The sequence below is a fragment of the Kitasatospora sp. NPDC057595 genome (assembly GCF_042800875.1).
Taxonomy (GTDB): Bacteria; Actinomycetota; Actinomycetes; order Streptomycetales; family Streptomycetaceae; genus Kitasatospora.
On record NZ_JBHVGL010000001.1, the window covers coordinates 284,724 to 310,430 of the forward strand.

Below are 25,707 nucleotides of genomic sequence, written 5' to 3' on the forward strand. Positions count from 1 at the left end.
TTGGTCCCCGCGGCGGTGGTCCGGCGGGTGGTCTTGGTGCGGGCCCGCTCGCGGGACACCGGGTACGGCCGCAGCGGGGAGAGGGCCCCCCGCCGCGGGGGGGGGCCCCTTCTCCCGTCTGTCCGTGCGGAGCGGTCAGAGCCGCTCGACCACGTAGTCGATGCAGACCGTGAGCGCCTCGACGTCCGCCGGGTCGATCGCCGGGAACATCGCGACGCGCAGCTGGTTGCGGCCCAGCTTGCGGTACGGCTCGGTGTCGACGATGCCGTTGGCGCGCAGCGCCTTGGCGACGGCGGCGGCGTCCACCGAGTCGTCGAAGTCGATCGTGCCGACGACCTGCGAGCGCTCGGCCGGCTTCGCCACGAACGGGTTGGCGAACGAGGACTTCTCGGCCCAGCCGTACAGCCGCGACGAGGAATCAGCCGTACGGGCGACGGCCCAGTCGAGCCCGCCGTTGCCGTTCAGCCACTCCAGCTGGTCGGCCAGCAGGAACAGGGTGGCGATCGACGGGGTGTTGTACGTCTGGTCCTTCGACGAGTTGTCGATGGCCGTCGGCAGGTCGAAGAACGGCGGGATGTACCGGCCGGAGCCGGCGATCTCGGCGGCGCGCTCCAGCGCGGCGGGGGAGAACGACGCCAGCCACAGGCCGCCCTCGGAGGCGAAGGACTTCTGCGGGGCGAAGTAGTAGACGTCGGTCTCGGCGATGTCCACCGGCAGGCCGCCGGCGCCCGAGGTGGCGTCCACCAGGACCAGCGAGCCCTCGTCGCCGCCGGCCGGGCGGGCGATCGGCATCGCGACGCCGGTGGAGGTCTCGTTGTGGGTGAGCGCGTAGACGTCCACACCGGCCTCGGCGACCGGCAGCGGGTGGGTGCCGGGGGCGGTCTTGATCACGCTCGGCTCGGCCAGCCAGGGCGCGGCCTTGACGGAGGAGGCGAACTTGGAGGAGAACTCGCCGAAGTCGAGGTGCTGGGACTTCTCCCGTACCAGGCCGAAGGCCGCGATGTCCCAGAAGGCGGTGGACCCGCCGTTGCCGAGTACCACCTGGTACCCCTCGGGGAGGGAGAACAGGCTGCTCACGCCCTCGCGCACGCGCTTGACCAGGTTCTTCACCGGGGCCTGGCGGTGCGAGGTGCCGAGCAGGGAGGTCTCGGTCGCGGCGAGGGCACTCAGGGCCTCGGGGCGCACCTTGGACGGGCCGCAGCCGAAACGGCCGTCGGCGGGCTTGATGTCAGCGGGGATCTGGATCTGAGCCACGGGGCGCAGCCTACCCGCCGGGATGGCCGGAATCGACGGCGGTCCGCCCGCTGAGATGGCCTCGACCGGCCTGCGAGCTGCGGAAACAGCGGGTCCGGTTCGAATGCCGGACCCGCTGCGGGGTGAATTCGCGGCCGACCTGCGGGTCAGCGGGCGATGGCCTCGTAGCCCTCGATGTCGCGCGGGCTGCGCGGGCCGGGGCCGATGTAGCGCGCGGCGGGGCGCACGAGCCGGCCCGTGCGCTTCTGCTCCAGGATGTGCGCCGACCAGCCGGCCGTCCGGGCACAGGTGAACATCGAGGTGAACATGTGCGCCGGGACCTCGGCGAAGTCCAGCATGATGGCGGCCCAGAACTCGACGTTGGTGGCGAGCACGCGGTCGGGGCGGCGGTTGTGCAGCTCCTCCAGCGCGGCCTTCTCCAGCGCCTCGGCGACCTCGAAGCGCGGGGCGCCGAGTTCCTTGGCGGTGCGGCGCAGCACGCGGGCGCGGGGGTCCTCGGCGCGGTAGACGCGGTGGCCGAAGCCCATCAGGCGCTCGCCCTTGTCCAGCGCGTTCTTCACCCAGGTGGTGGCGTCGCCGGTGCGCTCGATCTCCTCGATCATGCCGAGCACCCGGGACGGCGCGCCGCCGTGCAGCGGGCCGGACATCGCGCCGACCGCGCCGGAGAGGGCGGCCGCGACGTCGGCGCCGGTGGAGGCGATGACCCGGGCGGTGAACGTCGAGGCGTTCATGCCGTGCTCGGCGGCGGAGGTCCAGTAGGCGTCGATGGCCTTGACGTGCTTGGGGTCGGGCTCGCCGCGCCAGCGGATCATGAACCGCTCGACGACGGTCTCGGCCTTGTCGATCTCGCTCTGCGGGACCATCGGCAGGCCCTGGCCGCGGGCCGACTGGGCGACGTACGAGAGCGCCATGACGGCGGCCCGGGCGAGGTCGTCGCGGGCCTGATCGGCGTCGATGTCCAGCAGCGGCTTGAGGCCCCAGACCGGGGCGAGCATGGCGAGCGCGGACTGCACGTCGACCCGGATGTCGCCGGAGTGGACCGGGATCGGGAACGGCTCGGCGGCCGGCAGGCCGGGGTTGAACTTGCCGTCCACCAGCAGGCCCCAGACGTGGCCGAAGGAGACATTGCCGACCAGGTCGTCGATGTCGACGCCCCGGTACCGCAGAGCGCCGCCTTCACGGTCGGGTTCGGCGATCTCGCTCTCGAACGCGACGACACCTTCGAGCCCGGGTACGAAGTCGGACATGCACGGCTCCTTCAGTTCTGCGATCGGCGGCCGCCGTGGTGGGGAGGCGCGCCTCTGACCGAATGGTGGTTGGCACTCGGTGCCAGGGTGACAGGCACGGGGTGCATTGCGCCATACACCACGGTGGTGATGTTTCCCCCGGGCCCGCTTGACTTTTCGCCCGACGGCCGGTCGTACCCGGCGGATCCGCGGAAGCAAGGGCGCGGTTGCGGACAAATCACCGTACGACGGGCAGTCGATCGGTGGCGAGTCACCTTATCTCCAGCCGGGGTTTGTCCGGAGGTAGCGGTGCCGGTTGCTTGTCGTACGGGATGATGTTGACGTGCAGACCCCGGACCGCGCCCAGTCGACGCCCCTGACCCCCGCCACCCGGATCCTGGCCGACGAGGCCCGCCCCGGACCGGACCTCACCGTGATGCGCAAGCACTACGCGCACGAGGGCCTGGTCGAGGAGCAGCTCGCCGCCGAGCCGATCGGCCAGTTCGGCCGGTGGTTCCACGACGCGGACGACGCGGGGGTGGTGGAGCCCAACGCGATGGTGCTCTCCACCGCCGACGCCGCCGGGCGGCCCAGCGCGCGCACCGTGCTGCTCAAGGCGTTCGACGCCCGGGGCTTCGTCTTCTTCACCAACTACGGCTCCCGCAAGGGCACCGAGCTGGCCGCCAACCCGCACGCGGCGCTGCTCTTCCCGTGGGTCGCGCTGGCCCGTCAGGTGATCGTCCAGGGGCGAGTGGAGAAGGTCGGCCGGGACGAGACCGCGGCCTACTTCCGCACCCGCCCGCACGGCTCCCAGCTCGGCGCCTGGGCCAGCGAGCAGTCCAGCCCGGTCGCCTCGCGGGAGGTGCTGGAGCAGCGCTACGCGGAGCTGGAGCGGCGCTACCCGGAGGGCGAGGGGGTGCCGGTGCCGCCGTTCTGGGGCGGGTACCGGGTGGTGCCGGCGAGCGTGGAGTTCTGGCAGGGGCGGGAGAACCGGCTGCACGACCGGCTGCGGTACGTCGCCGAGCCGTCCGCCCCGACGGGCTGGCGGGTGGAGCGGCTCTGCCCCTGAGGCGGGCGCGGCGCTGCCCTTGAGGCGGGTGCGCCGCTGCCCCCGAGCCGGGCGCGGCGCTGCCCGTCAGGGCGCCCGGCGGACGCCGGGCGCTCCCCGGCCGCACGCCCCTGACCAGGGGCGTCGAGGTCACGGGCCGGAGTTGTGACGACACCGCGACAACTTCCTCCGCCCACCGGCTGACCGGCCGTCACCCCACCAGTATGGTGGGGACGTTCACCGGTCGGTGGGGGGTTGTCGGTGCGGCCGTACTTCTTCTTCAGCTACGCGCGGCGGGACCATCAGGTCGGAGGCGCCTTCGTCGACCAGTTCTTCACCGACCTCCGGGACGAACTGGCGCGGATCGAGCCCGAGGCCGGACCGGCCGAGCTGGCCTACCGCGACACCGAGCAGCTGAGGGTCGGCGACGACTGGGAGCGGCAGCTCTCCCGGATGGTCGGCGCCAGCCGCACCATGGTCGCGCTCTACTCGCCCGCCTACTTCGCCAGCGACTACTGCGGCAAGGAGTGGACCGCCTTCGACCACCGGACGCGCCGCCACCAGGAACAGACCGGCGAGAGCGTCGCGGCCCTGATCCCCGTGCTGTGGGAGCCGCCGCCCGAGGAACTGCCCGCCGAGGTGCGGCGGATCCAGTACGTGCAGGACGACTTCGGCGCGGAGTACGCCGCCGGCGGGCTGCGCCACCTGCTGCGCACCGACCCGCACGGCACCGCGTACCGCCTGGTGGTGCGGGTGATCGCGGAGCGGGTGCGGGAGGCCGCCGCCTGGCGGGTCACCGAGCACCGGGACCTCGACCTCGGGCGGGTGGAGGGCTGCTTCCCGCTGCCGGAGGTCGGCATGACCGCCGGACGCAGCAGTCAGGTCCGGCTCTTCGTCGCCGCCCGCTGGGCCGGGGACCGGACCGCCGCGGCGAACGGCGACCGCGTCCCGCCGCAGCGCTCCGAGGCCGGGCCGGCCGCGGGGACGGACGGCGCGGGCGGCTTCGACGAGCGGTACCACGGCGGCTGGTACGGGGCGCACCCCCGGGACTGGGCGCCCTACCACCCGCCCCGGCTGCCCTCGCTGGCGGTCCAGGCCCAGCAGGTGATCACCCGGGCCGGGCACAGCACCAGCCTGGAGACGATCGGCCCCGACCTCGCCGACGCGCTCGACCGGGCCCGGGAGAACAACGAGGTCAGCGTGCTGCTGGTGGACCCGTGGGCGGCCGGCCGGGAGCCCTACCGGCAGGCGCTGCGCGACTTCGACCGGCAGAACCACCCCGTCACCGCCGTCCTGCTGCCCGACAGCTCCGAGGACCCGCCGCCGGGTCCGGCGCGCACCCGGCTCTGGGAGGGGGTGCGCGACGTGTTCTCGCGCACCTGGTTGCACCGGTCCGGGCCCGAGCCGCTCTTTCGCATCCACGTCCGGCGGGAACGCTTCGAGCGCGAGCTCCTGTCGACGGTGACCGTGGCCCAGAACCGACTGCTGGACCAGATCGACGACGACCCGGTGACGGCCCGCGCCCAGTTCGGGCTCGGCCCCGACCCGCGGCCGATGCCCGGGCTCACCATCCCGGCCTGGCCGCCGCCCGCCTCGCCGCGCCCGCCCGAGCCACCGGACCCCCCGGCCCAGGCGGGCCCGCGACTGCCGCGCCCGGGGAACACTCCGGGGAACGGGGCCGCCCCCGGGGCACGGGCGGTCCTGCGAGAGGAGACCGTGCCCCCGGCCACCCGGGCGCCCAGTGAAGGAGAAGCGGACCGATGAGCCCCGAGCACGCCGCCCTCGCGGACCACGGGTCCGCCGCGCTGGCACCCCCAGAGACCGGCACCGTCGTCACCTTCTACTCGTTCAAGGGCGGCACCGGCCGCACCATGGCCCTCGCCAACCTGGGCTGGATCCTGGCCAGCCAGGGCCTGCGCGTCCTGGTGGTGGACTGGGACCTGGAGGCCCCGGGCCTGCACCGCTACTACCACCCGCTGCTGGTCGACCCCGAACTCCACGCCACCGACGGCCTGATCGACATGCTCCGGGCCTACGTCGACGAGGCGCTGCCCGGCCCCGACCGCCCCGGCCCCGGCCCGGACCCGCAGGACTGGCTGGCCGCCCCCGGCCGGCTGGAGCAGTACCTGTGCGGTCTGGCGCTCGACCTGCCGGACGGCGGCCGGCTCGACCTGATGCCGGCCGGCCGGCAGAACGCCGCCTACTCGGCCGCCGTCACCAGCTTCAACTGGCGCAGCTTCTACACCCGCGCCGACATCCGCGGCGCCGAGTTCCTCTGCGCGCTGCGCGAGCAGTGGACCAGCAGCTACGACTACGTGCTGATCGACAGCCGCACCGGCGTCAGCGACACCTCGGGCATCTGTACCGTGCTGATGCCCGACACCGTCGTGGACTGCTTCACCCTCGGCGCCCAGAGCATCCGCGGCGGCGTCGACGCGGCCCGCGCCATCGTCGACGCCGACGAGCGCGAGATCCGGGTGCTGCCCGTCCCGATGCGCGTCGAGGACGCCGAACGCGCCGGGCTCGCGGCCGGCCGCGACCTCGCCCACGACGCCTTCGCCCCGTACCTGGGCCGCTGGCTCGGCCCCGAGCACCGCGCCGCGTACTGGAGCGACGTCGAGGTGCCGTACAAGCCGTTCTACGCCTACGAGGAGGTGCCGGCCACCATCGTGGACCGGCCGCAGCAGGGCCGCACCCTGCTCGCCGCCTTCGAACGGCTCGCCGCCTGGCTCACCGACGGCCGGGTCCGCGAACTGCGGCCCGTCCCCGACGCGGCCCGCCGCCGGCTGTACGCGGCCTACCTGCGCAAGGGCCGCACCCGCTCCCGCCAGGTGTACGTCAGCTACGCCCCCAGGGACCGGGTCTGGGCCGAGTGGATCGCCGGGACCCTGCGCGGCTTCGGCTACCTGGCCACCCTGCACAGCGCCGCCGTGCCGCTCGACCCCGGTCCGCCGCAGGCCGCCGCGCTGCCCGAGGCCGCCGGGCCGCTGGACGGCGACGGCCGGCTGCTCGCCGTGCTCACCGGCGACTACGCCGCCCTGCCGCGGGCCCGGGAGATCTGGCGCCGGCTGACCACCCAGGACCCGGTGAGCGATGCCGGCGGCCTGCTGGCGGTGCGGGTCGGCGTGCCGGAGCCGGCGGAGCCGCCCCAGTTCGCCGGCCACCGGGCCCTGGAGCTGGCGACCGGCTCCGCCGAGCAGGCCGAGTCGCAGCTGTTCGAACTGATCGGCCCGCCGCCCGGTGCCGGGCGCTGGATGGACTCCGGCGAGTTCAGCGTCGCCCGCCTGCCGCGCTTTCCCGACAGCCGCCCCGCCATCCGGAAACTGCCGCCGCGGCTGTCCACCTTCATCGGCCGGACGCGGCTGCTGGAGGCCGTCCGCGACGGCTTCACCGCCGGCGCCGACGGGGCGCCGGTCCAGGTGCTCTACGGCATCGGCGGGGTCGGCAAGTCGCAGGCCGCGATCGAGTACGCGCACCGCTTCGCGTCCGCCTACGACGTGCTCTGGTGGGTGCCCGCCCAGCAGCCCGCGGTGATCCCGCAGCGGCTCGCCGAACTCGCCCCCGGCCTCGGTCTGGAGACCGACGGCGACGTCACCCGCACCGCGCGCGCGGTGCTCAAGGCGCTCGGCAGCGGCCGGCCGTACCGCCGCTGGCTGCTGCTCTTCGACAACGCCGAGGACCCGGAGCTGCTGGACCCCTGGCTGCCCGCCGCCGGGCCGGACGGCCACGTCCTGGTCACCTCGCGCGACCGGCGCTGGGCCCGCCGGCCCGGGCGCACCGAGGTGGAGGTGTTCGACCGCGCGGAGAGCGTCGAACTCGTCCGGAACTCCAACACCGGCGTCGAACGGGCCGATGCCGAACGGATCGCCGAGCTGCTGGGCGACCTGCCGCTCGCCGTCGGCCAGGCCGCCGCCTGGCTTCAGGAGACGCCGATGCCGGCGGCCACGTACGCCGACCTGCTCGACGAGACGCTCACCGACATCCTCGACCGCTCGGCCCGTTCCGGGGCCGGCAGTGGTTCCGGCGCCGGTTCGGGTGTCGGTTCCGGCGTCCCGGGTGCCGGTTCCGGCAGCGGCCCGGGCAGCGGGCGGGCCGCCGAGGAGGGCCCCAACGCCACGGTCACCGAAGCCACCTGGCGGATCGTGGGATCCGACCTGCGGCTGATCAACCCCCCGGCCGCCCGGCTGCTGGAGATCTGCGGCTTCCTCGGCCCGGAGGCGATCCCGATCGGGCTGCTGTACAGCCCGCCGGTGATCGAGGCGATCGACCTGCCGGCCGGCGTCGGCGACCACCGGCTCGCCGTCGGCGACATCCTGCGCACCGTCAACCAGTTCAACCTGGCCCGCTACGACCAGGCCGCCGGGACGCTGGTGGTGCACCGGATCGTCCAGGCGCTGCTGCGCGAGCAGGTCGCGGCGGCCGACTGGGACCGGGTCCGCGGCGTGGCGCACCGGGCCCTCGCCCTCGCCGACCCCGGCGACCCGGACGCACCGCACCACTGGCCCCGGTACGCCGAACTGCTGCCCCACCTGCGCCCGTCCGGCGCGGAGGAGTCGACCGACCCGGCGGTCCGGCAGTGGATCGTCAACTCGGTCCGCTACCTGTGGCAGCGCAGCCTCCACGAGGCGGGCCGGGAGCTGGCCGAGTGGGTCCTCGCCCGCTGGCGCCAGGTCGGCCCGCTGGACACCGAGCGCGACGTCAGGGTGCAGCTGCTGCGCGTCCAGCTCGGCAACATCCAGCGGACCCTGGGGCTGGCCCGGGAGGCGTACGAGAACGACCGGGACGCCTTCGAGCGGCTGACCTCGCTGCGGGGCCGGGACCACCGGGACGTGTTCCCGGCCGCCACCAGCCTCGGCGCGGACCTCCGGCACCTCGGCCGCTACGCGGCGGCACGGGAGCTGGACGAGGAGACGCTGGCGGGCGCCCGCCGGGTGCTGGGCCACGACGACCGGCGCACGCTGATGGCGGAGAACAACCTGGCCATCTCGATCGCCCTGGCCGGGGACTTCATCGAGGCGGTGGCCATGCACGTGCGGCTGTATCCGCGGAAGCTGGAGGTGTTCGGCAAGCACAGCCCGTACACCCTCGGCGGGTCGGTCACCTACGGTCACGCGCTGTCCGAGGTGGGGCGTCTGAACGAGGCACTGCCCCGGCTGGACAAGGCCGTCCGCCGGAGCCGGGACGTGTTGGGGGAGGACCACGACGACACCCTGCGCGCCAGGCGGTACCGCAGTGCCACCCTGCGCCGGCTGGGCCGGCTCCCGGAGGCCCTGGTCGAGGCCGAGGACGTCCACCAGCGGTTGTGCGGGCGCTACGGGGCGGACCACCCCGCGAGCGCGGCCGCCGCCGGGACGCTGTCGGCGGTGCTCGGCGTGCTCGGCGACGGCGAGCAGTCGGTCGAGCTCGCCGAGGACGCGCACCGGTACTACCGGGACCACCTCGCCGCGGGGCACCCGGCGGAGCTCATCGCGGCGGGCAACCTCGCGGTGGCCTTCCGCCGCTCCGGCCGGGTCGAGGAGGCCCGGCCGATCTCCGGCGAGGTCCTCGCCGGCCTGCGCGGGGTGCTCGGCGAGCACCATCCGTGGGTCGCCTTCGCCCGGCTCAACCGGGCGAACGACGTGGCCCGTACGGGTGCGTACGACGAGGCGCTCGCGCTGGCCGACGAGGCCGCCGTCCTGCTGGACGACCGTCTCGGCCCGGACCACCCGGACACGCTGGCGGCCTCGGCGAACCTCGCGCTGGCGCTCACCGCCGTCGGCGAGCCGGGGCGGGCGGCGGAGTTGGGGGCGCGGACGCTGGCCCGGGTCCGCGCGGTCCTGCCCGAAGGGCACCCGCTCACCGAGGCCATCCGGGTGGGGGAGTGGCTGGACACCTTGATCGAGATGCCGCCGACGTGACGGCGGGCCGGGCCGGCGGGAGAGGGGAGTCGTCCGTGGAGCGGACCGCGGAGCCGGGTGCGGTGCCCGGGCCGGCTGTGTCCGGGCAGGCTGTGCCCGGATGGGCCGGGCCCGGGCAAACGGGGCCGTGCGGCACCGGGGACCGCCCCGCCCTCGCCGACCTGGCCAGACTCGACGCGGGTGAGCTGGCCGGCCGGCTCGAACTGGCCCTGGCCGGTGCGGGGGTCCGACCGGTCTCTCCTTTCGACTCGGCTATTTGAAAAGATGATTAGCGGGCGTCCGGCCCTGGAAACGTGCCGACATGACGCCTCCTCCGCAGCCGCTCACGCAGGTCGTCCTGAAGGTCCACAGCCGGTGCGACCTCGCCTGCGACCACTGCTACGTCTACGAGCACGCCGACACCGGCTGGCGCTCCCGGCCGCGGGTGATCGGGGACGCGGTGCTGGCCGGGGCCGCCGAGCGGATCGGGGAGCACGCCGCCGCGCACGGGCTGACCGTCGTACGGGTCGTCCTGCACGGGGGTGAACCGCTGCTCGCCGGCCCGGCGGTGATCCGGCGGGCGGCGGAGCTGCTGCGGGCCGCGCTGCCCGAAGTCTGCGACCTGGACCTGCGGCTGCACACCAACGGGGTGCGGCTGGACCGGGAGCACTGCGAGCTGTTCGACGAACTCGGCATCCGGGTCGGCCTCTCGCTGGACGGCGACCGGACCGCCAACGACCGTCACCGCCGGTTCGCCGACGGCCGCTCCAGCCACTCGCGGGTGCTGCGGGCCGTCGGGCTGCTGCGCGAGCCCCGGTTCCGGCACCTGTACGCGGGGCTGCTCTGCACCGTCGACGTGGCGAACGACCCGGTGGCCGTCCACCGGGCGCTGGCCGAACTGGAGCCCCCGGCCGTGGACTTCCTGCTTCCGCACGCCACCTGGGAGCGGCCGCCGCGGCGCCCCGCCGGTGCGGGCGCGACGCCGTACGCCGACTGGCTGCTGGCCGTCCACGCGCGCTGGGAGGCGGACGGCCGCCCGTTCGCCGTCCGGACCTTCGACTCGGTGCACCGCACCCTGTCGGGGCTGCCCGGCCTGAGCGAGGCGCTCGGGCTGGAGCCGGTCGACCTGGTGGTGGTGGAGACGGACGGGACGTACGAGCAGGCGGACAGCCTGCGGACGGCGTACGACGGCGCGCCCGCCACCGGGATGGACGTCTTCCGGCACAGCCTCGACGACGTCGCCCGGCATCCGGGGACGGCCGCCCGGCAGTCGGGCCTGGCCGGGCTGAACGCCACCTGCCGGGCCTGCCCGGTGGTGCGCTCCTGCGGCGGGGGGCTGTACGCGCACCGCTACCGGGACGGCTCCTTCGACCACCCCTCGGTGTACTGCGCGGACCTGCGGGCGCTGATCGACGGCCTGGCCGACCGCGCCGGGGGCGTGCGGCGCCCCGCTCCGCCGGTGGACGTCGCCGGGCCGGCACTCACCGATGAGCAACTCGACGAACTGGCCGCCGGATTGGGCGGACCGGAGACCGTCCGCGCGCTGGCCCGGTCCCAACTCGCCCTCACCCGGGCGATGCTGGCCGCCGTGCACGGCTCCTCCGGGCTGCCCCGCTCGGCGGCCTGGGAACTGCTCGCCGAGCTCGACGCCGCCGAACCCGCCACCGTGGACTCGGTGTTGGCCCACCCGTACGTCCGGGCCTGGGCCGCGCGACGGCTGACCGGCGACCCGGGTGCCGGTCTCGGCCCGCTGGCCGAACTGGCCGCCTCGGCAGCGGTGTTGGCGGGGCGCGGGGACGCGGTGGCGGTGCCGGTCCAGGACGGTTCCCTCCACCTTCCGACCCTCGGCCGCCTGGTGCTCGGCGCGGGCGTCCGAGAGGTGCGGGTCACCGGCGGGCGGACGGGCTGGACGGCGCGCGCGGACGACGGCACGCTCACCGGTCCGGATGATCCGCGCTGGCAGCCGGTCCGCCGGATCGGACTGACCGGCGGCCGGACGCTCGCGCTGGAGGACGTGGACCCGCAGCGGTCCGCCCACCGCTGGCCGCTGGCGGACCGATTGGACGACGCCGAATTCTCCTTCTGGACGAGGGATTTGATCGATGCCGCCGACCTGCTCGACCGCGACCTGCCCGAGTACGCGGCCGGCCTCTGGGCGGGCCTGAGCACCGTCACTCCACTGCGGCCGAGGCCGGACAGGCACGACGTCAGCTCGGCGGCCCGGCAGGCCTTCGGCGCGGTCGGCATCGCCCGCCCGCGAACGGCGCCGACGCTGGCGCTGCTGCTGGCCCATGAGTTCCAGCACGTGAAGCTGGGGGCGGTGCTCGACCGCTGGGAGCTGTACGACCGCGCCGACACCCGCTTGTTTGAGCCCTTCAACCTCTCCCCGCGCCCGATCGGCTCCCTCTTCCAGGCGGTCTACGCCCATCTCGCGGTCACCGCCTTCTGGGGCACCCGCGCCCGCACGGACCCGTCCGCGCAGCCCCGCTTCACCCACTGGCGCGCCCTCACCGACGAGGCAGTGGACCTGCTCGCCACCAGCGGCGCGCTGACCCCCCTCGGCCACCGCTTCGCCACCGGGGCGAGGCACTCGGTGGACGCCTGGCTCAGGATCACGGCCTGAGCCCCCGGGTTGGTCGACCAGGAACAAGGCCAAGTAGCGCCGGCCGGTCCCGCACCGCGAACCCGGCCTCTACCTGTCCAACGTCAGCACGCTCGACTCGACGCGGGGCATCGTCCAGGATTTCCGGTAGCAAGGCGACGTTCACCGGCTGCGACCTCGGCCGGGCCGTTGTAGAGGCCTGCGCCCTGCGGTCGGCCGAGTTCGGCCGAGGGAAGTACCAGGACCTCGATCTGCGCGGAAACGATCTGAGCACCATCCGGGGCGTCGGAAACCTGGGCAAGGTCATCATCGACCGGACCCAGCAGGCCCAATTCGCCGAAGCCCTGGTCGCCGAGCCGGACGTGACATCCTCGACGACCGGCGGTGAGACCGTCTGACCGGGCCCCACCTGCCGTTGGTGTTCCGGGCTGCTCCCGCGCGTCGCGGGAGCAGCCCGGAGGAGTTGGGGGTCAGTGGGTGAGGTGGTCGAACTCGCCGGCCTTGGCGCTCTGGAGCCAGGCGGCGAGGTTGGCCTTGGTGATGGTGAGGACGGCGGCGGGGTCGTCGGACTCGCGGATGTGGATGGCGTTTCCGGCGGATGCGATCTCGACACACTCGGCGGCGTCCCCGCTGAACGTCGACTTCTGCCAGTTGAACTGCTCCATGGCTACCTCCCCAGGAGTTTGTAACGGACGTGCTGGATCATGCCCCACGAGTCTCGAAAGGCAGGCGATGGCCCGTCCACACTGGCATTCAGGGGCGGGAGCGCCATGCCCTTGAGGCGGTCGAACTTCCGTCGGAACGCGGCCACTCCCTCAGGATCTCCGACGAACGTCGGGCCATGTGGGTTCTCCAGCAGAACAGTGTCCAAGCGAGGGTGTGCCCCGTGCATCAGCAGGAACGCTGTGTCGGTCGACGCGTAGACCGTGGAGTCGAACGGGAGGATCTGGATCGTCACATGAGGCAGGCGAGCCATCTCGATGAGGTGGTTCAACTGCTCCCGCATGACGGCCGGACCGCCGTACATCATGTGCAGGGCGGCTTCGTGGATCACGGCATGGAAGGGCGAGGACCTCTCGGCCGTGATCATCTGCTGGCGACGAAGCCTGAACTCGACCTTCTTCTCGGCGTACTCGTGGATCACCTCGATGTACGCCTTCGTCTGCAGGAAGCCGGGGATCAGATGCGTCTGGTAGTTGATGAACGACGTGGACGTCGCCTCGAACTCGGCCAGATCGAGAGCTTCAGGCACAACGTGGGGCCGGTACTCGGTCCACCAGCCCTTGCCGTTGCTCTTGCACATGGCGATGAGGCCGGCCCGGTACTCGGGGTCATGGGCGCCGCAGGTGTCGAGCCAGAGGTCGAGTCGCTCAAGATTGAGGCCGAGTCGGCCAGCCTCGGTGTGGCTGACAGCGGGGCTCTTCATTCCGAGTACGTCGCCGATCTCGGCAGAGGACAGGCCTGCGGAGTTGCGCAGACGTCTCAGCTCATCGCCGAATCGACGCTGCCGTTCGCTGATGTCGGTCCTGAACCCCACGTACGTGCCTCCCTGTGTGGACGAGTCGAATCCTACTGACAGTATGGGGTCAAGCACAGAGTGTGTTGCACAATTGAGGGGCATTCCCCTAAAGTTGCTACCGACCGCTCGCCGAACGGTTTGTCAGTAATGCTCATCCTTGCGGCAGTTGGTACCGGCTGCCCGGGCACCGAAGAGCACTCGCATGCGGCGCCTCCAGTCCCGCTACGGGCTTGTTCACGGCGACAGACCCCAAGGTGTGCCCCCTCTACACCGCAGGGAGATTCCCCGTGTGTACCCCCAACCTCAACTCCCCCACCCTCACCCTCGCCCGGCAGTCGTTGCGCGACGCGATGGCGCGCGCCGGGTGGGAGGACGACCGCATCTTCGACGCGGAGCTCGCGCTCGCCGAGCTGATCGTCAACGCCTGGCGGCACGGCCTCACGGTTGCGCCCGTCGTCCTGGTCGTCATCGTCGACAACACCCTTCGAGTCTCGGTCGGTGATGAGAGCCACGACCTCCCCGACCAGCGGGGACCCCTCGAACTCGCCGAGTGCGGTCGGGGCCTTCAGCTCGTCGAAGGGCTCACCCACCGCTGGGGCGCGGACCCCCAAAAGAGGGGCAAGCTCGTCTGGTTCGAGCTGGACTCGGCCACGTGACGATCTTCTTCGGCCTCCTCGTCCTCGTCTCCGCATGCTTTGGAGCGGTTGGCGAGGTGCTGACGAGGTCACTACGGGACCGTGTCGACGAGGCCGGGCGAAAGCAGGTGCCATAGATGGCACCCGCCCCCTCGCCCTGCCCTGGCGAGGGGGCGGAGCGTACCCTCAAACCTCATGAACGAGCAGCCCCCGGTCCTGGTCACCCGCCGTCTCGCACCCGGTGTCGTCGAACGGCTCACCGCGAACCTCCCGGCCACCGTGCACGACTCGGACCTGCCGATGGCGCGCGCCGACCTCCTCGCCGCTGTCCGCGGTCGGCGGGCGCTGATCACCACGCTGGACGACCGGGTGGACGCCGAACTCCTCGACGCGGCGGGGCCCGGTCTCAGGGTGGTGGCCAACCACGCGGTCGGGTACCACAACGTCGACCTCGCCGCCTGCGCCGAGCGCGGCATTCCGGTCACCAACACCCCCGGCGTGCTGACCGCCGCCACCGCCGACATGGCCTGGGCCCTGCTCCTGGCCGCCACCCGCCGCCTCGGCGAGGGCGAGCGCCTGCTGCGCTCCGGCGAGGCCTGGGCCTGGGCGCCGAACTTCCTGCTCGGCCTCGAACTGACCGGCACCCGGCTGGGCGTGCTCGGCATGGGCCGGATCGGCCGGGCGGTGGCCCGCCGTGCGCGCGGCTTCGACATGCCGGTCAGCTACCACAACCGCAACCCGCTGCCGCCCGAGCAGGCCGAGGGCGCCGGGTGGCTGCCGCTGGAGCAGTTGCTCTCCACCTCCACCGTCCTCGTCGTCACCTGCCCGCTCAGCGACGCCACCCGCCACCTGCTGGACGCCCGCCGGCTCGCCCTGCTGCCGCGCGGTGCGGTGGTGGTCTCGATGACCGCCGGCGTCGTCGACGAGGATGCGCTGGCCGCCGCCCTGGAGTCCGGTGCGCTGTTCGCCGCCGCCGTCGACAACTTCGAGCACGAGCCGGCCGTTCCCTCCGCCCTGCTCGCCCAGGACCGCGCCGTCCTCGCGCCGCACCTCGGCAGCGCCACCGTCCGCACCCGCCAGGCCATGGGCGACCTCGCCGTCGACAACGTCCTCGCCGTCCTCGACGGCAAGGAGCCGGTGACGCCGGTCGGCCGCTGAGGCATGGACCCTGGCGCAGGAAGTCGGACCCGCCGACTTCCTGCGCCGGAGGCGTGCGTACGGCTACGGCCCGGTGAGGTGGTTGGTGGTGGCGATCCGCATGCCGGCGAAGATGGGCGGGCCGGCGTCCATGTCACCGCTGTTGTTGGGTGGGGTGTCGAACTGCTTGATGACGCCCTTGCTGAAGATCAGGCACACGCTGGAGCCGCCGTAGCTGAACCGCCCGATCTCCTCTCCCTTCGCGAGCCGTTGGCCCTTGGTGATCGGCTGGCCGTCGGCGTCGAGGAAGGCGACCGAGGAGATCTCGGTGATGCCGATGGGCAGGAAGCCGACCAGCATCTTCTTGCCGTCGTCGAGGCGGAAGTCGCTCTCGACGAGGAGCAGTCCGCGGGTGTTCACCGACGCCTGGTAGCCCTGGGACTGGGTGCCCGCGCTCGGGTCCATGCCCGCCGACCGCAGTTCGCTGAACATCAGGCCGGGAATGACCCGCGGCGCCTCGACGACGGTGCCGGCGATCGGGGTCCACCAGCGGTGGTAGTCGGCGCCGGACAGGAACGACTGGTACACGTGCCCGCCGACGAAGCGCTGCACGTAGTCGCCCGGCTTCCAGTCGGGGTCGCCGGGGTCGGTGAGCATGTCCGTGAGCGAGTAGGGCTGGCCCTTCAGGTAGTACTCGTCGGACGCCTGCGTCACCTGCGCCCAGCGGACGACGGTCCCGTCGTTGGACGAGACGATCACCTGCGGGTCGGTGGGGCCACTGACCGGGCGGAACTGCTCGCGCTTGATCTGCCGGTGGAAGAAGGCGTTGAAGGAGGAGGGGGTCGGCGTGATATCGAACTCGTACAGCTTGAGCTGCTCGTAGGCGGGCTGGGACAGCCAGCCGTCGGGCAGCTTGTCGTTGAGGTACTCGGCGCTCTTCTCCGAGTTCAGGAAGTCGTACCAGGCCTGGAGGATCTTCCTGAGCGCGTTGTTGAACTCCTGGTCCCGGAAGGCGTCCCAGCCCCACTCGGTGAACATCATGTACACGAACAGGGTCGACAGCGGGAAGAAGTTCCGCTTGGCGGGGTCCCAGTTGTAGGCGACCGGGCTGGTGACGATGTGGGCGAGCCGGTCGAGCAGGTCCTTGATCTCCTTGATGCCGTGCTGATGCTCCTCCGGTACGTCGGAGATCATTCCGTTCACGAGTTTGCGCAGCGGCTCGTCCGTCTTGAGCAGGTCGTCGAGGGCTTTGACGGACGGCGGCCAGTCCTTCGGATCCAGGCCGATGTCCTCGATCGTCCGGGTGAGCTCCTCGTGCCACTCGTCCACGGCGCCGCGACGTCGGGGGAGATAGCCGGCGGCGACCCCGTGCAGCGCTTGGTAGCGCCGGTCGAACTCCCCTTCCCGTTGCCGTGCCTCGGCCGGGGCGGTCTGGGTCTCGCTGGTGGTCACAGCAGTCACATCCTTGCTTACGCGGTGGGACGACTACTGCTTCCAGGCCACGCCGCCCGCCCTTCGGCCCGCAAATCGTGTAGGCCGAACGGGTGAATCTGGTGAACCGGGTGATCAGGTGACCAGGCGACCGGCCCCGGGGCTACTCGCGCTCGGCGGAGCTGTTGACCTCGCGACGGGCCTGCCAGGTGGTGTGCTCGCGGGAGACGGCGTCCTCGGCGTCGCGGGACAGCCGGGCCCAGACTTCCTCGGCGTCGGGGGAGCCGACGTCCAGCCGGGCGAGCTGCGCGCGTATCTGGGCCAGCTCGTCGGCGGCCAGCCCGTAGGCGGCGGCCAGCGGACGGTACTGGCGCAGCTGGGCCCAGGCGGTGACGGACGCGGCCACGGCGGAGACCGCGCCGAGCGCGTCGAAGGAGAACTCGCCCATCGCCCGCATCACCGCGAGCACCAGGCCGAGCAGCGGCAGCCCCACGCCCGCCACCCCGGTCCAGAAGCCGGCGCGGGCGCAGTAGCGGGCCTTGGACCGGTACCAGTCGTGCTGGACCTGGATGCGTTCGCGCAGGTAGACGTCCCGGCGGACGGCCAGCGGCTGCTCGCGCAGACCGCGCATCGCGGCCGTGATCTGACTCTCGGCGGGCCGGCCGGCCAGCCCGGGGCCGACCGCGCGGCTGCCCCGGAAGGCGTGCAGTACCCGGCCGAGCTGGAGGCCGTACAGGCCCTCGGCGTCCGGCAGCGGGCGCGGGGGCGGCTGGACGGCATCGGCGCGGACGGCGAACTTCCAGGCGAGCGTCTTCACCGACTCGGCGGCGGCCCGGCCCTCGTACCAGAGGCCCTGGGGGTTCTGCCGGCTGGTCACGGCGGAGAGGCCGATCGCGCCGAGGTAGGCGACGGCGGCGAGCCAGGCCCACGGCGTGCCGTCGGCGGAGCCGGCCGTGGCGGCCACGACCAGCAGCACCAGCTCGGTGGCGGACAGCCGGACCGCCCGGTGCTGCCCCTGCTGGGAGGCCGAGTCGGCCGCCCAGAAGAGCTCCGGCATCAGCTCCTGCTCCCGCACCCGGTCCATTCCGCCCGCGCCCGACGTCATCCCGTCCCCCACTCGCCGCTCCTCCGCCCGGCATTACCTGCCCCGGCGGGAGGCCCGGTACGCCTCGGGAGGGGTGGTCCGGGTGGGGCCGCAGTGGTGGAACGGGCCCTGTGGTGCGGGCGGACGGGCCCGCCGTGGGCGGGGTTGTCCATGGCGGGCGGTCGGCCGGTCGGCCGGTCGGCGTAGGCGACCCGGCGCCGACGGCCGACCAGCCGTACGACAAACGGACCGGTGCGATCAGAAGGTGTAGAAGATCCGCTCCGCGTTGTCGGACATCTGCTTGGCGTTCCACTCGGTGCCGCCGGGCACGTTGCCGGAGCGGAACAGCGGCGGGGTGGGGCCGGTGCCGGCGAGTGCGGCGTCGGCGAGCCGCTCCACCGCGGTGGCGACCACGGCCTGCATCAGCGCGCTGGTGACGATGGTGGAGACGGGGCCGAAGGTGGTCTCGGCTCCGGGGTGGGTCAGCTCGCCGTCACCGACCGCGATCTTGTTGTCCAGGACGACGTCGCAGTGGTCCTTGAGATACGTGCCGGAGGGGTGGCCGGAGCCGACCTCGCCGGGGTAGGCGAGCGAGGTCAGCCCGATCACCTTCAGGCCCCGGTCGCGGGCGTGCTGGGCCAGCTCGACCGGCATCACCTGGCGGCCGGAGAGCGAGATCACGAACAGCAGGTCGCCGCTGGTGGCGGGGGTGAGGTCCAGGGTGGTGGTGGCCAGGCCGGAGACCCGCTCCAGGGCACTGGACAGCGGCGCCGGCATCACCGTGACCCCGGCCATCCCGGGGACCTCCAGCAGGTTGATCGGGACCAGCCCGCCGGCCCGGTAGACCACGTCCTGGGCGGCCAGCGAGGAGTGGCCGGCGCCGAAAGTGAAGACCCTGCGCCCCTCGGTGATCGCGTCGGCCAGCAGGGCGGCGGCCGCCCCGATGTTCTCCGCCTCCTCCTCGCGGACCCGCCGGAGGTGGGCGATCGCGGCGTCGAAGTACCGGCCGACCAGCTCGCTCATCTGCTGCCTTCGCTCTCTGCCGGTGGGGGATCCGGCCGGGTGGGGGGCGGTCCGTGATGGTCCGGACCGCGGGGGAGAAAGCTATGGCGAGCACCGTGCTGCCTCACCGGTGCCGCTGTCAACAGGCACGGAATGCGGCCCCCCGCACCCCGGGACGGGCCCGGCAGTCGGTGCGGTAGGTCAGAATTGGCGATGAGGACACCGAGGAACGGAGCCAGCGGCGATGTCTGGGCTGATCGACACCACTGAGATGTACCTTCGCACCATCCTGGAGCTGGAGGAGGAGGGCATCACCCCGATGCGCGCCCGGATCGCCGAGCGCCTGGAGCAGAGCGGTCCCACGGTCAGCCAGACGGTCGGCCGGATGGAACGCGACGGACTGCTGCGCGTCGCGGGTGACCGGCACCTGGAGCTGACCGAGGAGGGGCGCCGGCTCGCGGTGCGGGTGATGCGCAAGCACCGCATCGCCGAGTGCCTGCTGGTCGACGTGATCGGCCTGGAGTGGGAGCAGGTGCACGAGGAGGCCTGCCGCTGGGAACACGTGATGAGCGAGACGGTCGAGCGCAAGGTGCTCGCCATGCTCGGCCACCCCACCCAGTCCCCGTACGGCAACCCGATCCCGGGGCTGGACGAGCTGGGCGACGCCAAGGCCGAGGGCGAGGGCTTCGACGCCGGGCTCGTCCCGCTGGACTCCGTGGCGCCGGGCGCCGACGGCGCCGACGTGGTGGTCCGCCGGATCGGCGAGCCGATCCAGACCGACGGCGACCTCATGCGCACGCTGCGCCGGGCCGGGGTCCGTCCGGGGTCGACGGTGCGGGTGAGCGCCGGGGTCGGCGGGGTGCTGGTGGGCACCGGCGACAACGCCGCCGAGCTGGGCAAGGAGATCGCCGCGCACGTCTTCGTCGCGCAGGCCTGACCGTACGGGCGGCGGCGGGACGGCGCGGCCGTCGCCGCGGGCGGCCGAACGAGAACGACCGGGCAACGCCGAACGGGGCCGGGCGCTCCCCGCGCTCCCGGCCCCGTTCGGCCCTCCCCGTCCCCACCCGTCCCCACCCGTTTCCGTGACACCGGCCTCCCCGAACCCGGCCGGTGCCACGGCCCCGCCCTGCCCCTCCCGTTTCCCTCCCGTCCCCTCCGGTCTCCCCTCCGTCCCTCCCGTCCGCCTCGCCCGGCTTCCCCGACCGAGCGCCCCGTCCGGCGGCCCCCCACGTTGGAAGTTCTCCCACTCGGACGATCAAGGCAATCCTTGAGTGCTGTCACTCGTACGAGGGGCTTTCCTCCCTGATCAGCGGGTACACCGAAGCCTTATCCGCACATGCGTATGACGGGCCCCGACTCCGGTGGGAGACAAGGCCCGTCACTTGTGCGCGGGGTCTCGCGCGTCGCGCGCCCTCACCCGATCGGCGCAGGGGCGGCAGTTCGGGAGGCGGTCAGTCCACCGCCGCCGGGAGGGCCGGCCGCGCGGCGGCGGGGGCCCGGGGGAAGTCGGCGATGGCGTCCACGGGGTACTCAACTACCGTGCGTGAGACGAGTTACGGGGGGATCCCGGTCGCTGCGCCATGCGGGGGCTCTTCACCCGAACCGGTGAGGCGGACCGTGCGGGAGCGCGCCGGGGGGAGGCGGGGTGGGCGCAGTGGGGGCGCACAGGAGCATTCTCCCGGGCGCGCGGGGGGTGGGGATCGTCACCGTGGGTATCCCGGTGGCGTTGCTGATCGCTAACCTTGTGTCAGTTTCCTTGAACGGTCGGACAGTCGGCAACTCGGCAACCGAGATCAGCAGAAAGCGTCGCCCGCCGGCCGGGACCGGAGGGTGTGGGGAGGCGAAGCCAATGGCCGCGAGACCACTTGTCGCACGACAGCCCAACGAGCGTCTCCAGCAGCTGATCCAGGAGGCCAGCTGCTCCAACGCCGGTCTGGCACGGAGAGTCAACCTCTGCGGTGCCGAGCACGGTCTTGACCTGCGGTACGACAAGACCTCCGTCGCGCGCTGGCTCCGCGGCCAGCAGCCGCGCGGGCAGGCCCCGGCGGTGATCGCCGAGGCGCTCGGCCGCAAGCTGGGGCGCAGCGTGTCGGTCGAGGAGATCGGCATGGCCGACGGCAAGAACCTCAGCTCCGGCATCGGTCTGCAGTTCGCGCCGACGCTGGGCGCCGCACTGGAGCAGGTGTGCGAGCTGTGGCGCAGTGACGTCGGCCGCCGGGACTTCCTGACCGGGGCGACGGTGGCGGCCTCCGCCCTGGTGGAGCCCAGCCGGGACTGGCTGATCACCCCGCCCGACCCGGTGGTGGCCCGCACCGGCGGCACCAGGGTCGGTCCGACGGACGTGGCGGCCGTCAAGGCGACCACCGCGATGCTGGTCGACCTGGACCACCGCTTCGGCAGCGGGCACGTGCGCCCGGTGGTGGTGCACTACCTCAACAGCGTGGTCTCTGGGCTGCTCGGCGGCTCCTACCGGGACGAGACCGGCCGCCAACTGTTCGCGGCCGTCGCGCGGTTGACCGAGCTGGCGGGCTACATGGCGGTGGACACCGGCCAGCCGGGCCTGGCCCAGCGGTACTACATCCAGGCGCTGCGGCTGGCCCAGGCCGCCGACGACCGGGGCTACGGCGGCTACGTGCTGGCGGCCTCGATGAGCCACCTGGCGGCGACCCTGGGCAACCCGCGGGAGATCGCCCAGCTCGCCCGGGCCGCCCAGGAGGGCGCCCGGACGGTGGCCACCCCGACCGCGATGGCGATGTTCTACGCGGCCGAGGCGCGCGGGCACGCCCTGCTCGGCGACGCCAAGGCCTGCGAGGCGGTGGCCGCCAAGGCGCTGGAGATGATGGAGAAGCGCCGCCCGGAGGACGACCCGGACTGGATCGTGCACTTCGACGACGCCTACCTCGCCGACGAACTGGCCCACTGCCACCGGGACCTCGAACAGGCCGGCCCGGCCGAGCACTACGCCCGCCGGGCGCTCGACCTGCACCCGCCGACCCGGGTGCGGCGCCGCGCGGTGGACCTCGTGCTGCTGGCGACGGCGCAGCTCCAGCAGCGGGACGTCGAGCGGGCCTGCGAGACGGGCGCCCAGGCGGTCCGGCTGCTGAGCGGGCTGCGATCCAACCGGGGCGTGGAGTACCTGGACGAGTTCCGGCGCCGTCTGGAGCCCTACCGGGAGCAGCGGGTGGTGCGCGAGTTCCAGGCCCGGGCCGAGGCGGAGGCCGCCTGATCCGGGGGCCGTCAAGGAGGACGGCGGGGAGCGTGCAGGGTCGGTGAGGGATGGACCGCCCACGTGGTCGGCCGGTTCCGTGAACCGGTAGCGTGGGCGCGACGTCCAAGGAACTGTGATGCCCCCAAGAACCGACGAGATGTGGTCCGCCGTCAGCGCGCGGTCGTGCACAGGTGAGGAATCGCGTTGAGCCAGCGCCGCTCGTACCCCAACTCGGGTGACTTCAACCTGGACGACCTGTTCCGGCCGGAGCCCGGTCAGCAGCCCGGTCAGCAGCCGGGTCCGCCACAGGGCCCGCAGCCGGGGCAGCAGTCGGGGCAGCAGCCCGGCCCGCCGTCGCCGGGGCAGCCGTACGGGCCGCCGCAGGGACAGCACCCCGGTCAGCCGGCGCAGGGACACCAGTACGGGCCGTACCCGGGGCAGCCGGCCGGGCAGCCGGAGTACCTCGGCGACAGCGCGCTGCCGACCCAGGCCATCCCGGTCCAGCAGCCGGGCTGGGGCGGCGCCCCGCAGCCGGGCTACCCGGCCGACCCGGCCCAGGCGACCCAGTACCTGCCGCCGTACCCGGCCGGGGACCCGCAGGCGGCGGGCGGCTACCCGCCCGCGCAGCCGGGGTACGCCGACCGGCCCGCGCCGGGCTACCCGGACCACCCGGGCGAGGCCCCGGGCGGACGGGACGGCGGCCGCGGCGGCCGTCCCTCGTCCAAGCTGCTGATCGGCGGCGTGGTGGCGGGCGGTGTCGCGGCGGCCGTCCTGGTCGCGGTGCTGCTGAACGGCGGCGACGACACGGCCGGTACGGCGAAGAAGGCCGTCCCCCCGGTGACCGGCAGCGGTACGGCCGCCGCCACGGCCCAGAGCGCGGGCCCGACGACCGCCTCGGTCAACCCGGAGGTCAAGGCGCAGGCCCAGTCGCTCTCCGACCTGCTCGGCACCGCCAACGACAGCCGGCAGGCGGTCATCGGCGCGGTCGCCGCGGTGCAGAAGTGCGACAAGCTGCCGGAGTCTCAGCAGGCGCTGACCGCCGCGGCCGGGCAGCGCCGGGAACTGCAGACCAAGCTGGCCGGGCTGAAGACCGACAAGCTGCCCGGCGGCCCGCAGCTGGTCGAGCAGCTGAACGCGGCGTGGACGGCCTCGGCGACCGCCGACGACGAGTACGCGGCCTGGGCCGCGGACGCCCAGGGCGGCTGCGACCCGAAGAAGAACGACAACCAGCACTACAAGAACGCCGTCGCCGCGAGCGGTACCGCCACCACGGCGAAGAAGCAGGCGGCCGGGCTCTGGAACACCGTCGCCGGCCAGACCGGTCTGCCCACCCGCACCGACGGCGACCTCTGACCCCGGCCGGACGGTACGGCGGCACCGTCCCGCACCGTCCCGCACCGTCCCGCACCGGACCGCGGCCGGCCGGCGCCGGAAACGCGAAGGGCCCGACCGGTGGACGGCCAGGCCCCGGGAACCGCGGGGTGGAACGGGCGGATCAGGCCGGCGGCTTGCCCCCGGTGAGCACCCAGCGCACGTCGACGAAGCCGGGCCGCTGCAGCGTCAGCTGCCCGCCCTTGACCACCTGGTAGGTGACCCAGGTGTTCACCAGCCGGGGCGACTCGGTGCTCGGCAGCATGTTGGTGGTCGCCCAGTTCAGCGGCGGGGTGAGCCCCACGTCGATCTGCTCGCCACCGTCCAGCAGGCCGGTGACCGCCTTGCTGGAGACCGCGCGTCCGGCCGCGGCCAGCCGGTCGGAGATCTGCCGGAACACCTCGTAGGCCACCCACGTGGTCTGCACCCCGGGGTCGGCGGCGTCGATGTGCCGGCCGGCGCTGTCGGAGCGGATCACCGCACGCAGGCCGTCCCAGATCTTGGCCGACTCCGGCGGGTACCAGCCGGTCACGAAGGCGCCGGCGAGCGGGCCGGAGTCGCCGCCGGTGGAGTCGACCACCGACTGCTGCACACTGCCGATCACCGAGGCGATCCGGGTGTTCTTGGCACCGGTCCGGCGGAAGGCGTCGAGCAGGTTGCCGGTCGGCTCGGCGCCCAGCGCGCTGGTGACGCAGCTGCCCGGCTGGTCGCCGCCGATCGCCTTGCGGACCTCCGGCGAGTAGTCGTTGGACTTCTCCGGCGCCTTGACGTCCAGCAGCTTCATCCCGGACGGCTTGAGCGCGTTGCCCAGGTAGCCGAGCAGGTTGTCGCCGGCCGGGGTGTCCGGGCGGATCAGCGAGACCGTCTTGCAGCCGGCCTCCACCAACTGCCGGCCGCTGCCGCCGATCAGCGCCGGCATGCCGCCGCCCACCGGGTAGGACAGCGGGCTGCTGAACTCCGGCTGGGACAGCCCGTAGCCGCCGATCAGCGGGATGCCGGCCCGTTCCAGGACGGGCATGAAGTCGTCGCCGAACTGGCTGTAGGAGCCGAGCACCGCGACCGCCTTGGCGTCCACCGCCTGCTGGGCGCAGGCCTTGGAACCGTCGGAGGTGTTGTGCTCGTTGCAGGTGATGACCCGCAGTCGGCGGCCGTGCAGGCCGCCCTTGACGTTGATGTCCCGCCCGATCGCCTCGGCGAGGGCGGTCATCCCGGGGCGGTCGGCCGAGCCGGTGTCGGACGGTGCCCAGGTCATCACGGTGAGGTCGCCGCTGCCGGTGGCGGCATCGGCCGGTCCGCCGCACGCGGAGGCCGAGAAGAGGGTTGGGAGCACCGCCGCGGCGGTCGCGACGGCAGCGATCGGGCGCCGGCGGCGCCGTCCCGCGATCGGGTGCATGGCCTGGGACGAGCCCCTGCGGCTGGTCATCGGTCTTTCCCTCCCTGGGCGCAGTGTGCTGCGCACTGGTTCCAGCCAATCCCCGGTGGAGCAAGCCGAGAGGGCCGTCCAGCCAACAGCCGGCAAACGGGGGTGGAAATCCGAGGGGGAACGCGTGTAGATCGGGAGTGGAGCACCAACGGTGGGGGAACGTACGATCGATTCCCATGTCCGCCAGCACAGAATCTTCGTATCGGTCTGCCCGAAACCCTTCTCGTCCGGGTCACCGCTCCAGCACGATGGGCGGCATGCCGCTCAACGACCTTCCCTGGTGGCGCTGGCGGGCCCGACTCCGCTCGGCGCTGCACATGCTCTCCGACCCCGGGTTCCAGCGGGAGGCCTGGCTGGCCGGCCGCGAGGGGTACGGCGACGTCACCGACGCCGTCTACCGCCTGGTGGAGGACACCTGGCTGGACCGCTGGTCGGCCGAGAAGTACGTCGGCACGATCTTCCGGGACTCCGCCGAGGCCACGCTGGTGGACGTCGCGGTGCTGCGGGTGGTGCGGATCCTGCACGAGGTCGGCGCGGACGCCCCCGCCTCCGCCTACCTGGAGCACCACGGCTGGCCGGAGGCGGTCCGGGCGGCCCGCGAGGCGCACGTCAAGCTGGCGGTCAACGACGGCGAGGACCCGGACGTCCCGCCGCGCTCGCTGGACGTGCTGCGGATCCTGACCCAGGTCTGACCCGGGTCCGGTCCGGGTCCGACCCGGGTCCGAACCGGGTGGGACCCGGGTCCGAACCGGGTGGGACCCGGACCGGAAGGGGCCCGGCGGCCCGGCGCCGGGCGGGCCCGTCCGCAGTGCGGGCAGCCGGGCGGGGGTCGTCCCGGAGTGTGACACGCTGGAGCATTCACACCAGTACGAGCCCAGGACGGGATACCCC

Annotated in this window: 18 protein-coding genes; 10 read left to right on the top strand and 8 right to left on the bottom strand. The window is 73.3% G+C overall.

The features are described 5' to 3' along the window. Positions 1-135: 135 nt before the first annotated feature. On the bottom strand, positions 136-1,254 hold the full coding sequence (gene serC / locus ACFU9E_RS01270; RefSeq protein ID WP_380684638.1) for a phosphoserine transaminase: 1,119 nt from the start codon (positions 1,252-1,254) through the stop codon (positions 136-138). A gap of 146 nt (positions 1,255-1,400) precedes the next feature. Then, positions 1,401-2,501: a citrate synthase 2 gene (locus ACFU9E_RS01275; RefSeq protein WP_380684637.1), complete on the bottom strand. Its 1,101-nt coding sequence runs from the start codon at positions 2,499-2,501 to the stop codon at positions 1,401-1,403. Between the two features lie 415 nt (positions 2,502-2,916). Between ACFU9E_RS01275 and pdxH the strand changes: the two genes are divergently transcribed. From pdxH to ACFU9E_RS01295, 4 genes are all read left to right on the top strand, one after another. Further along, positions 2,917-3,549: a pyridoxamine 5'-phosphate oxidase gene (gene pdxH, locus ACFU9E_RS01280; protein WP_355375740.1), complete on the top strand. Its 633-nt coding sequence runs from the start codon at positions 2,917-2,919 to the stop codon at positions 3,547-3,549. A gap of 240 nt (positions 3,550-3,789) precedes the next feature. After that, the gene (locus tag ACFU9E_RS01285) at positions 3,790-5,292 is read left to right on the top strand and encodes a TIR-like protein FxsC (protein ID WP_380684636.1); all 1,503 of its coding nucleotides are present in this window, start codon (positions 3,790-3,792) and stop codon (positions 5,290-5,292) included. Then, positions 5,289-9,425: an FxSxx-COOH system tetratricopeptide repeat protein gene (gene fxsT, locus ACFU9E_RS01290; protein ID WP_380684635.1), complete on the top strand. Its 4,137-nt coding sequence runs from the start codon at positions 5,289-5,291 to the stop codon at positions 9,423-9,425. The genes ACFU9E_RS01285 and fxsT overlap by 4 nt, the downstream gene beginning before the upstream one ends. A 301-nt stretch (positions 9,426-9,726) precedes the next feature. Next, a complete protein-coding gene (locus tag ACFU9E_RS01295) occupies positions 9,727-12,027 on the top strand; it encodes an FxsB family cyclophane-forming radical SAM/SPASM peptide maturase (RefSeq protein WP_380684634.1) in 2,301 nt (766 codons plus the stop codon). A 449-nt stretch (positions 12,028-12,476) separates the two neighbouring features. Here ACFU9E_RS01295 and ACFU9E_RS01300 read toward each other — a convergent pair whose 3' ends face one another. After that, positions 12,477-12,671: a DUF397 domain-containing protein gene (locus tag ACFU9E_RS01300; RefSeq protein WP_355375709.1), complete on the bottom strand. Its 195-nt coding sequence runs from the start codon at positions 12,669-12,671 to the stop codon at positions 12,477-12,479. Positions 12,672-12,673: 2 nt separating this feature from the next. Continuing rightward, positions 12,674-13,543: a helix-turn-helix transcriptional regulator gene (locus ACFU9E_RS01305; protein WP_355375711.1), complete on the bottom strand. Its 870-nt coding sequence runs from the start codon at positions 13,541-13,543 to the stop codon at positions 12,674-12,676. 269 nt (positions 13,544-13,812) lie between these two features. Between ACFU9E_RS01305 and ACFU9E_RS01310 the strand changes: the two genes are divergently transcribed. Together ACFU9E_RS01310 and ACFU9E_RS01315 are read left to right on the top strand one after the other, a co-directional pair. After that, positions 13,813-14,181 (top strand): ATP-binding protein, encoded by a 369-nt coding sequence (locus ACFU9E_RS01310; RefSeq protein WP_380687164.1) that lies wholly within the window; start codon positions 13,813-13,815, stop codon positions 14,179-14,181. A 174-nt stretch (positions 14,182-14,355) separates the two neighbouring features. Then, the gene (locus ACFU9E_RS01315; RefSeq protein WP_380687162.1) at positions 14,356-15,318 is read left to right on the top strand and encodes a 2-hydroxyacid dehydrogenase; all 963 of its coding nucleotides are present in this window, start codon (positions 14,356-14,358) and stop codon (positions 15,316-15,318) included. A gap of 63 nt (positions 15,319-15,381) precedes the next feature. On the opposite strand, the gene ACFU9E_RS01320 is transcribed toward ACFU9E_RS01315, so the two are convergent. The 3 genes from ACFU9E_RS01320 to ACFU9E_RS01330 all read right to left on the bottom strand — a co-directional run bounded on the left by ACFU9E_RS01320 (position 15,382) and on the right by ACFU9E_RS01330 (position 18,835). After that, on the bottom strand, positions 15,382-16,749 hold the full coding sequence (locus ACFU9E_RS01320) for a phophatidylserine decarboxylase associated domain-containing protein (protein ID WP_380687160.1): 1,368 nt from the start codon (positions 16,747-16,749) through the stop codon (positions 15,382-15,384). A gap of 142 nt (positions 16,750-16,891) precedes the next feature. Next, the gene (locus tag ACFU9E_RS01325; RefSeq protein WP_380687157.1) at positions 16,892-17,845 is read right to left on the bottom strand and encodes a DUF4231 domain-containing protein; all 954 of its coding nucleotides are present in this window, start codon (positions 17,843-17,845) and stop codon (positions 16,892-16,894) included. 225 nt (positions 17,846-18,070) lie between these two features. Beyond that, positions 18,071-18,835, bottom strand: coding sequence for an SIS domain-containing protein (locus tag ACFU9E_RS01330; protein WP_380687155.1), 765 nt, complete (start codon positions 18,833-18,835; stop codon positions 18,071-18,073). 223 nt (positions 18,836-19,058) lie between these two features. On the opposite strand from ACFU9E_RS01330, the gene ACFU9E_RS01335 reads away from it, so the two are divergent. From ACFU9E_RS01335 to ACFU9E_RS01345, 3 genes are all read left to right on the top strand, one after another. Then, the gene (locus tag ACFU9E_RS01335; protein ID WP_355375726.1) at positions 19,059-19,751 is read left to right on the top strand and encodes a metal-dependent transcriptional regulator; all 693 of its coding nucleotides are present in this window, start codon (positions 19,059-19,061) and stop codon (positions 19,749-19,751) included. A gap of 912 nt (positions 19,752-20,663) precedes the next feature. Further along, positions 20,664-22,040: a transcriptional regulator gene (locus ACFU9E_RS01340; RefSeq protein WP_350553764.1), complete on the top strand. Its 1,377-nt coding sequence runs from the start codon at positions 20,664-20,666 to the stop codon at positions 22,038-22,040. A 186-nt stretch (positions 22,041-22,226) separates the two neighbouring features. Further along, positions 22,227-23,375 (top strand): hypothetical protein, encoded by a 1,149-nt coding sequence (locus ACFU9E_RS01345; protein WP_380680096.1) that lies wholly within the window; start codon positions 22,227-22,229, stop codon positions 23,373-23,375. A 142-nt stretch (positions 23,376-23,517) separates the two neighbouring features. On the opposite strand, the gene ACFU9E_RS01350 is transcribed toward ACFU9E_RS01345, so the two are convergent. Further along, on the bottom strand, positions 23,518-24,816 hold the full coding sequence (locus tag ACFU9E_RS01350; RefSeq protein WP_380680093.1) for an ABC transporter substrate-binding protein: 1,299 nt from the start codon (positions 24,814-24,816) through the stop codon (positions 23,518-23,520). A 176-nt stretch (positions 24,817-24,992) separates the two neighbouring features. Here ACFU9E_RS01350 and ACFU9E_RS01355 point away from each other — a divergent pair, with 176 nt between their 5' ends. After that, positions 24,993-25,508: a hypothetical protein gene (locus tag ACFU9E_RS01355; RefSeq protein WP_355375735.1), complete on the top strand. Its 516-nt coding sequence runs from the start codon at positions 24,993-24,995 to the stop codon at positions 25,506-25,508. The last annotated feature ends 199 nt before the right edge of the window (positions 25,509-25,707 follow it).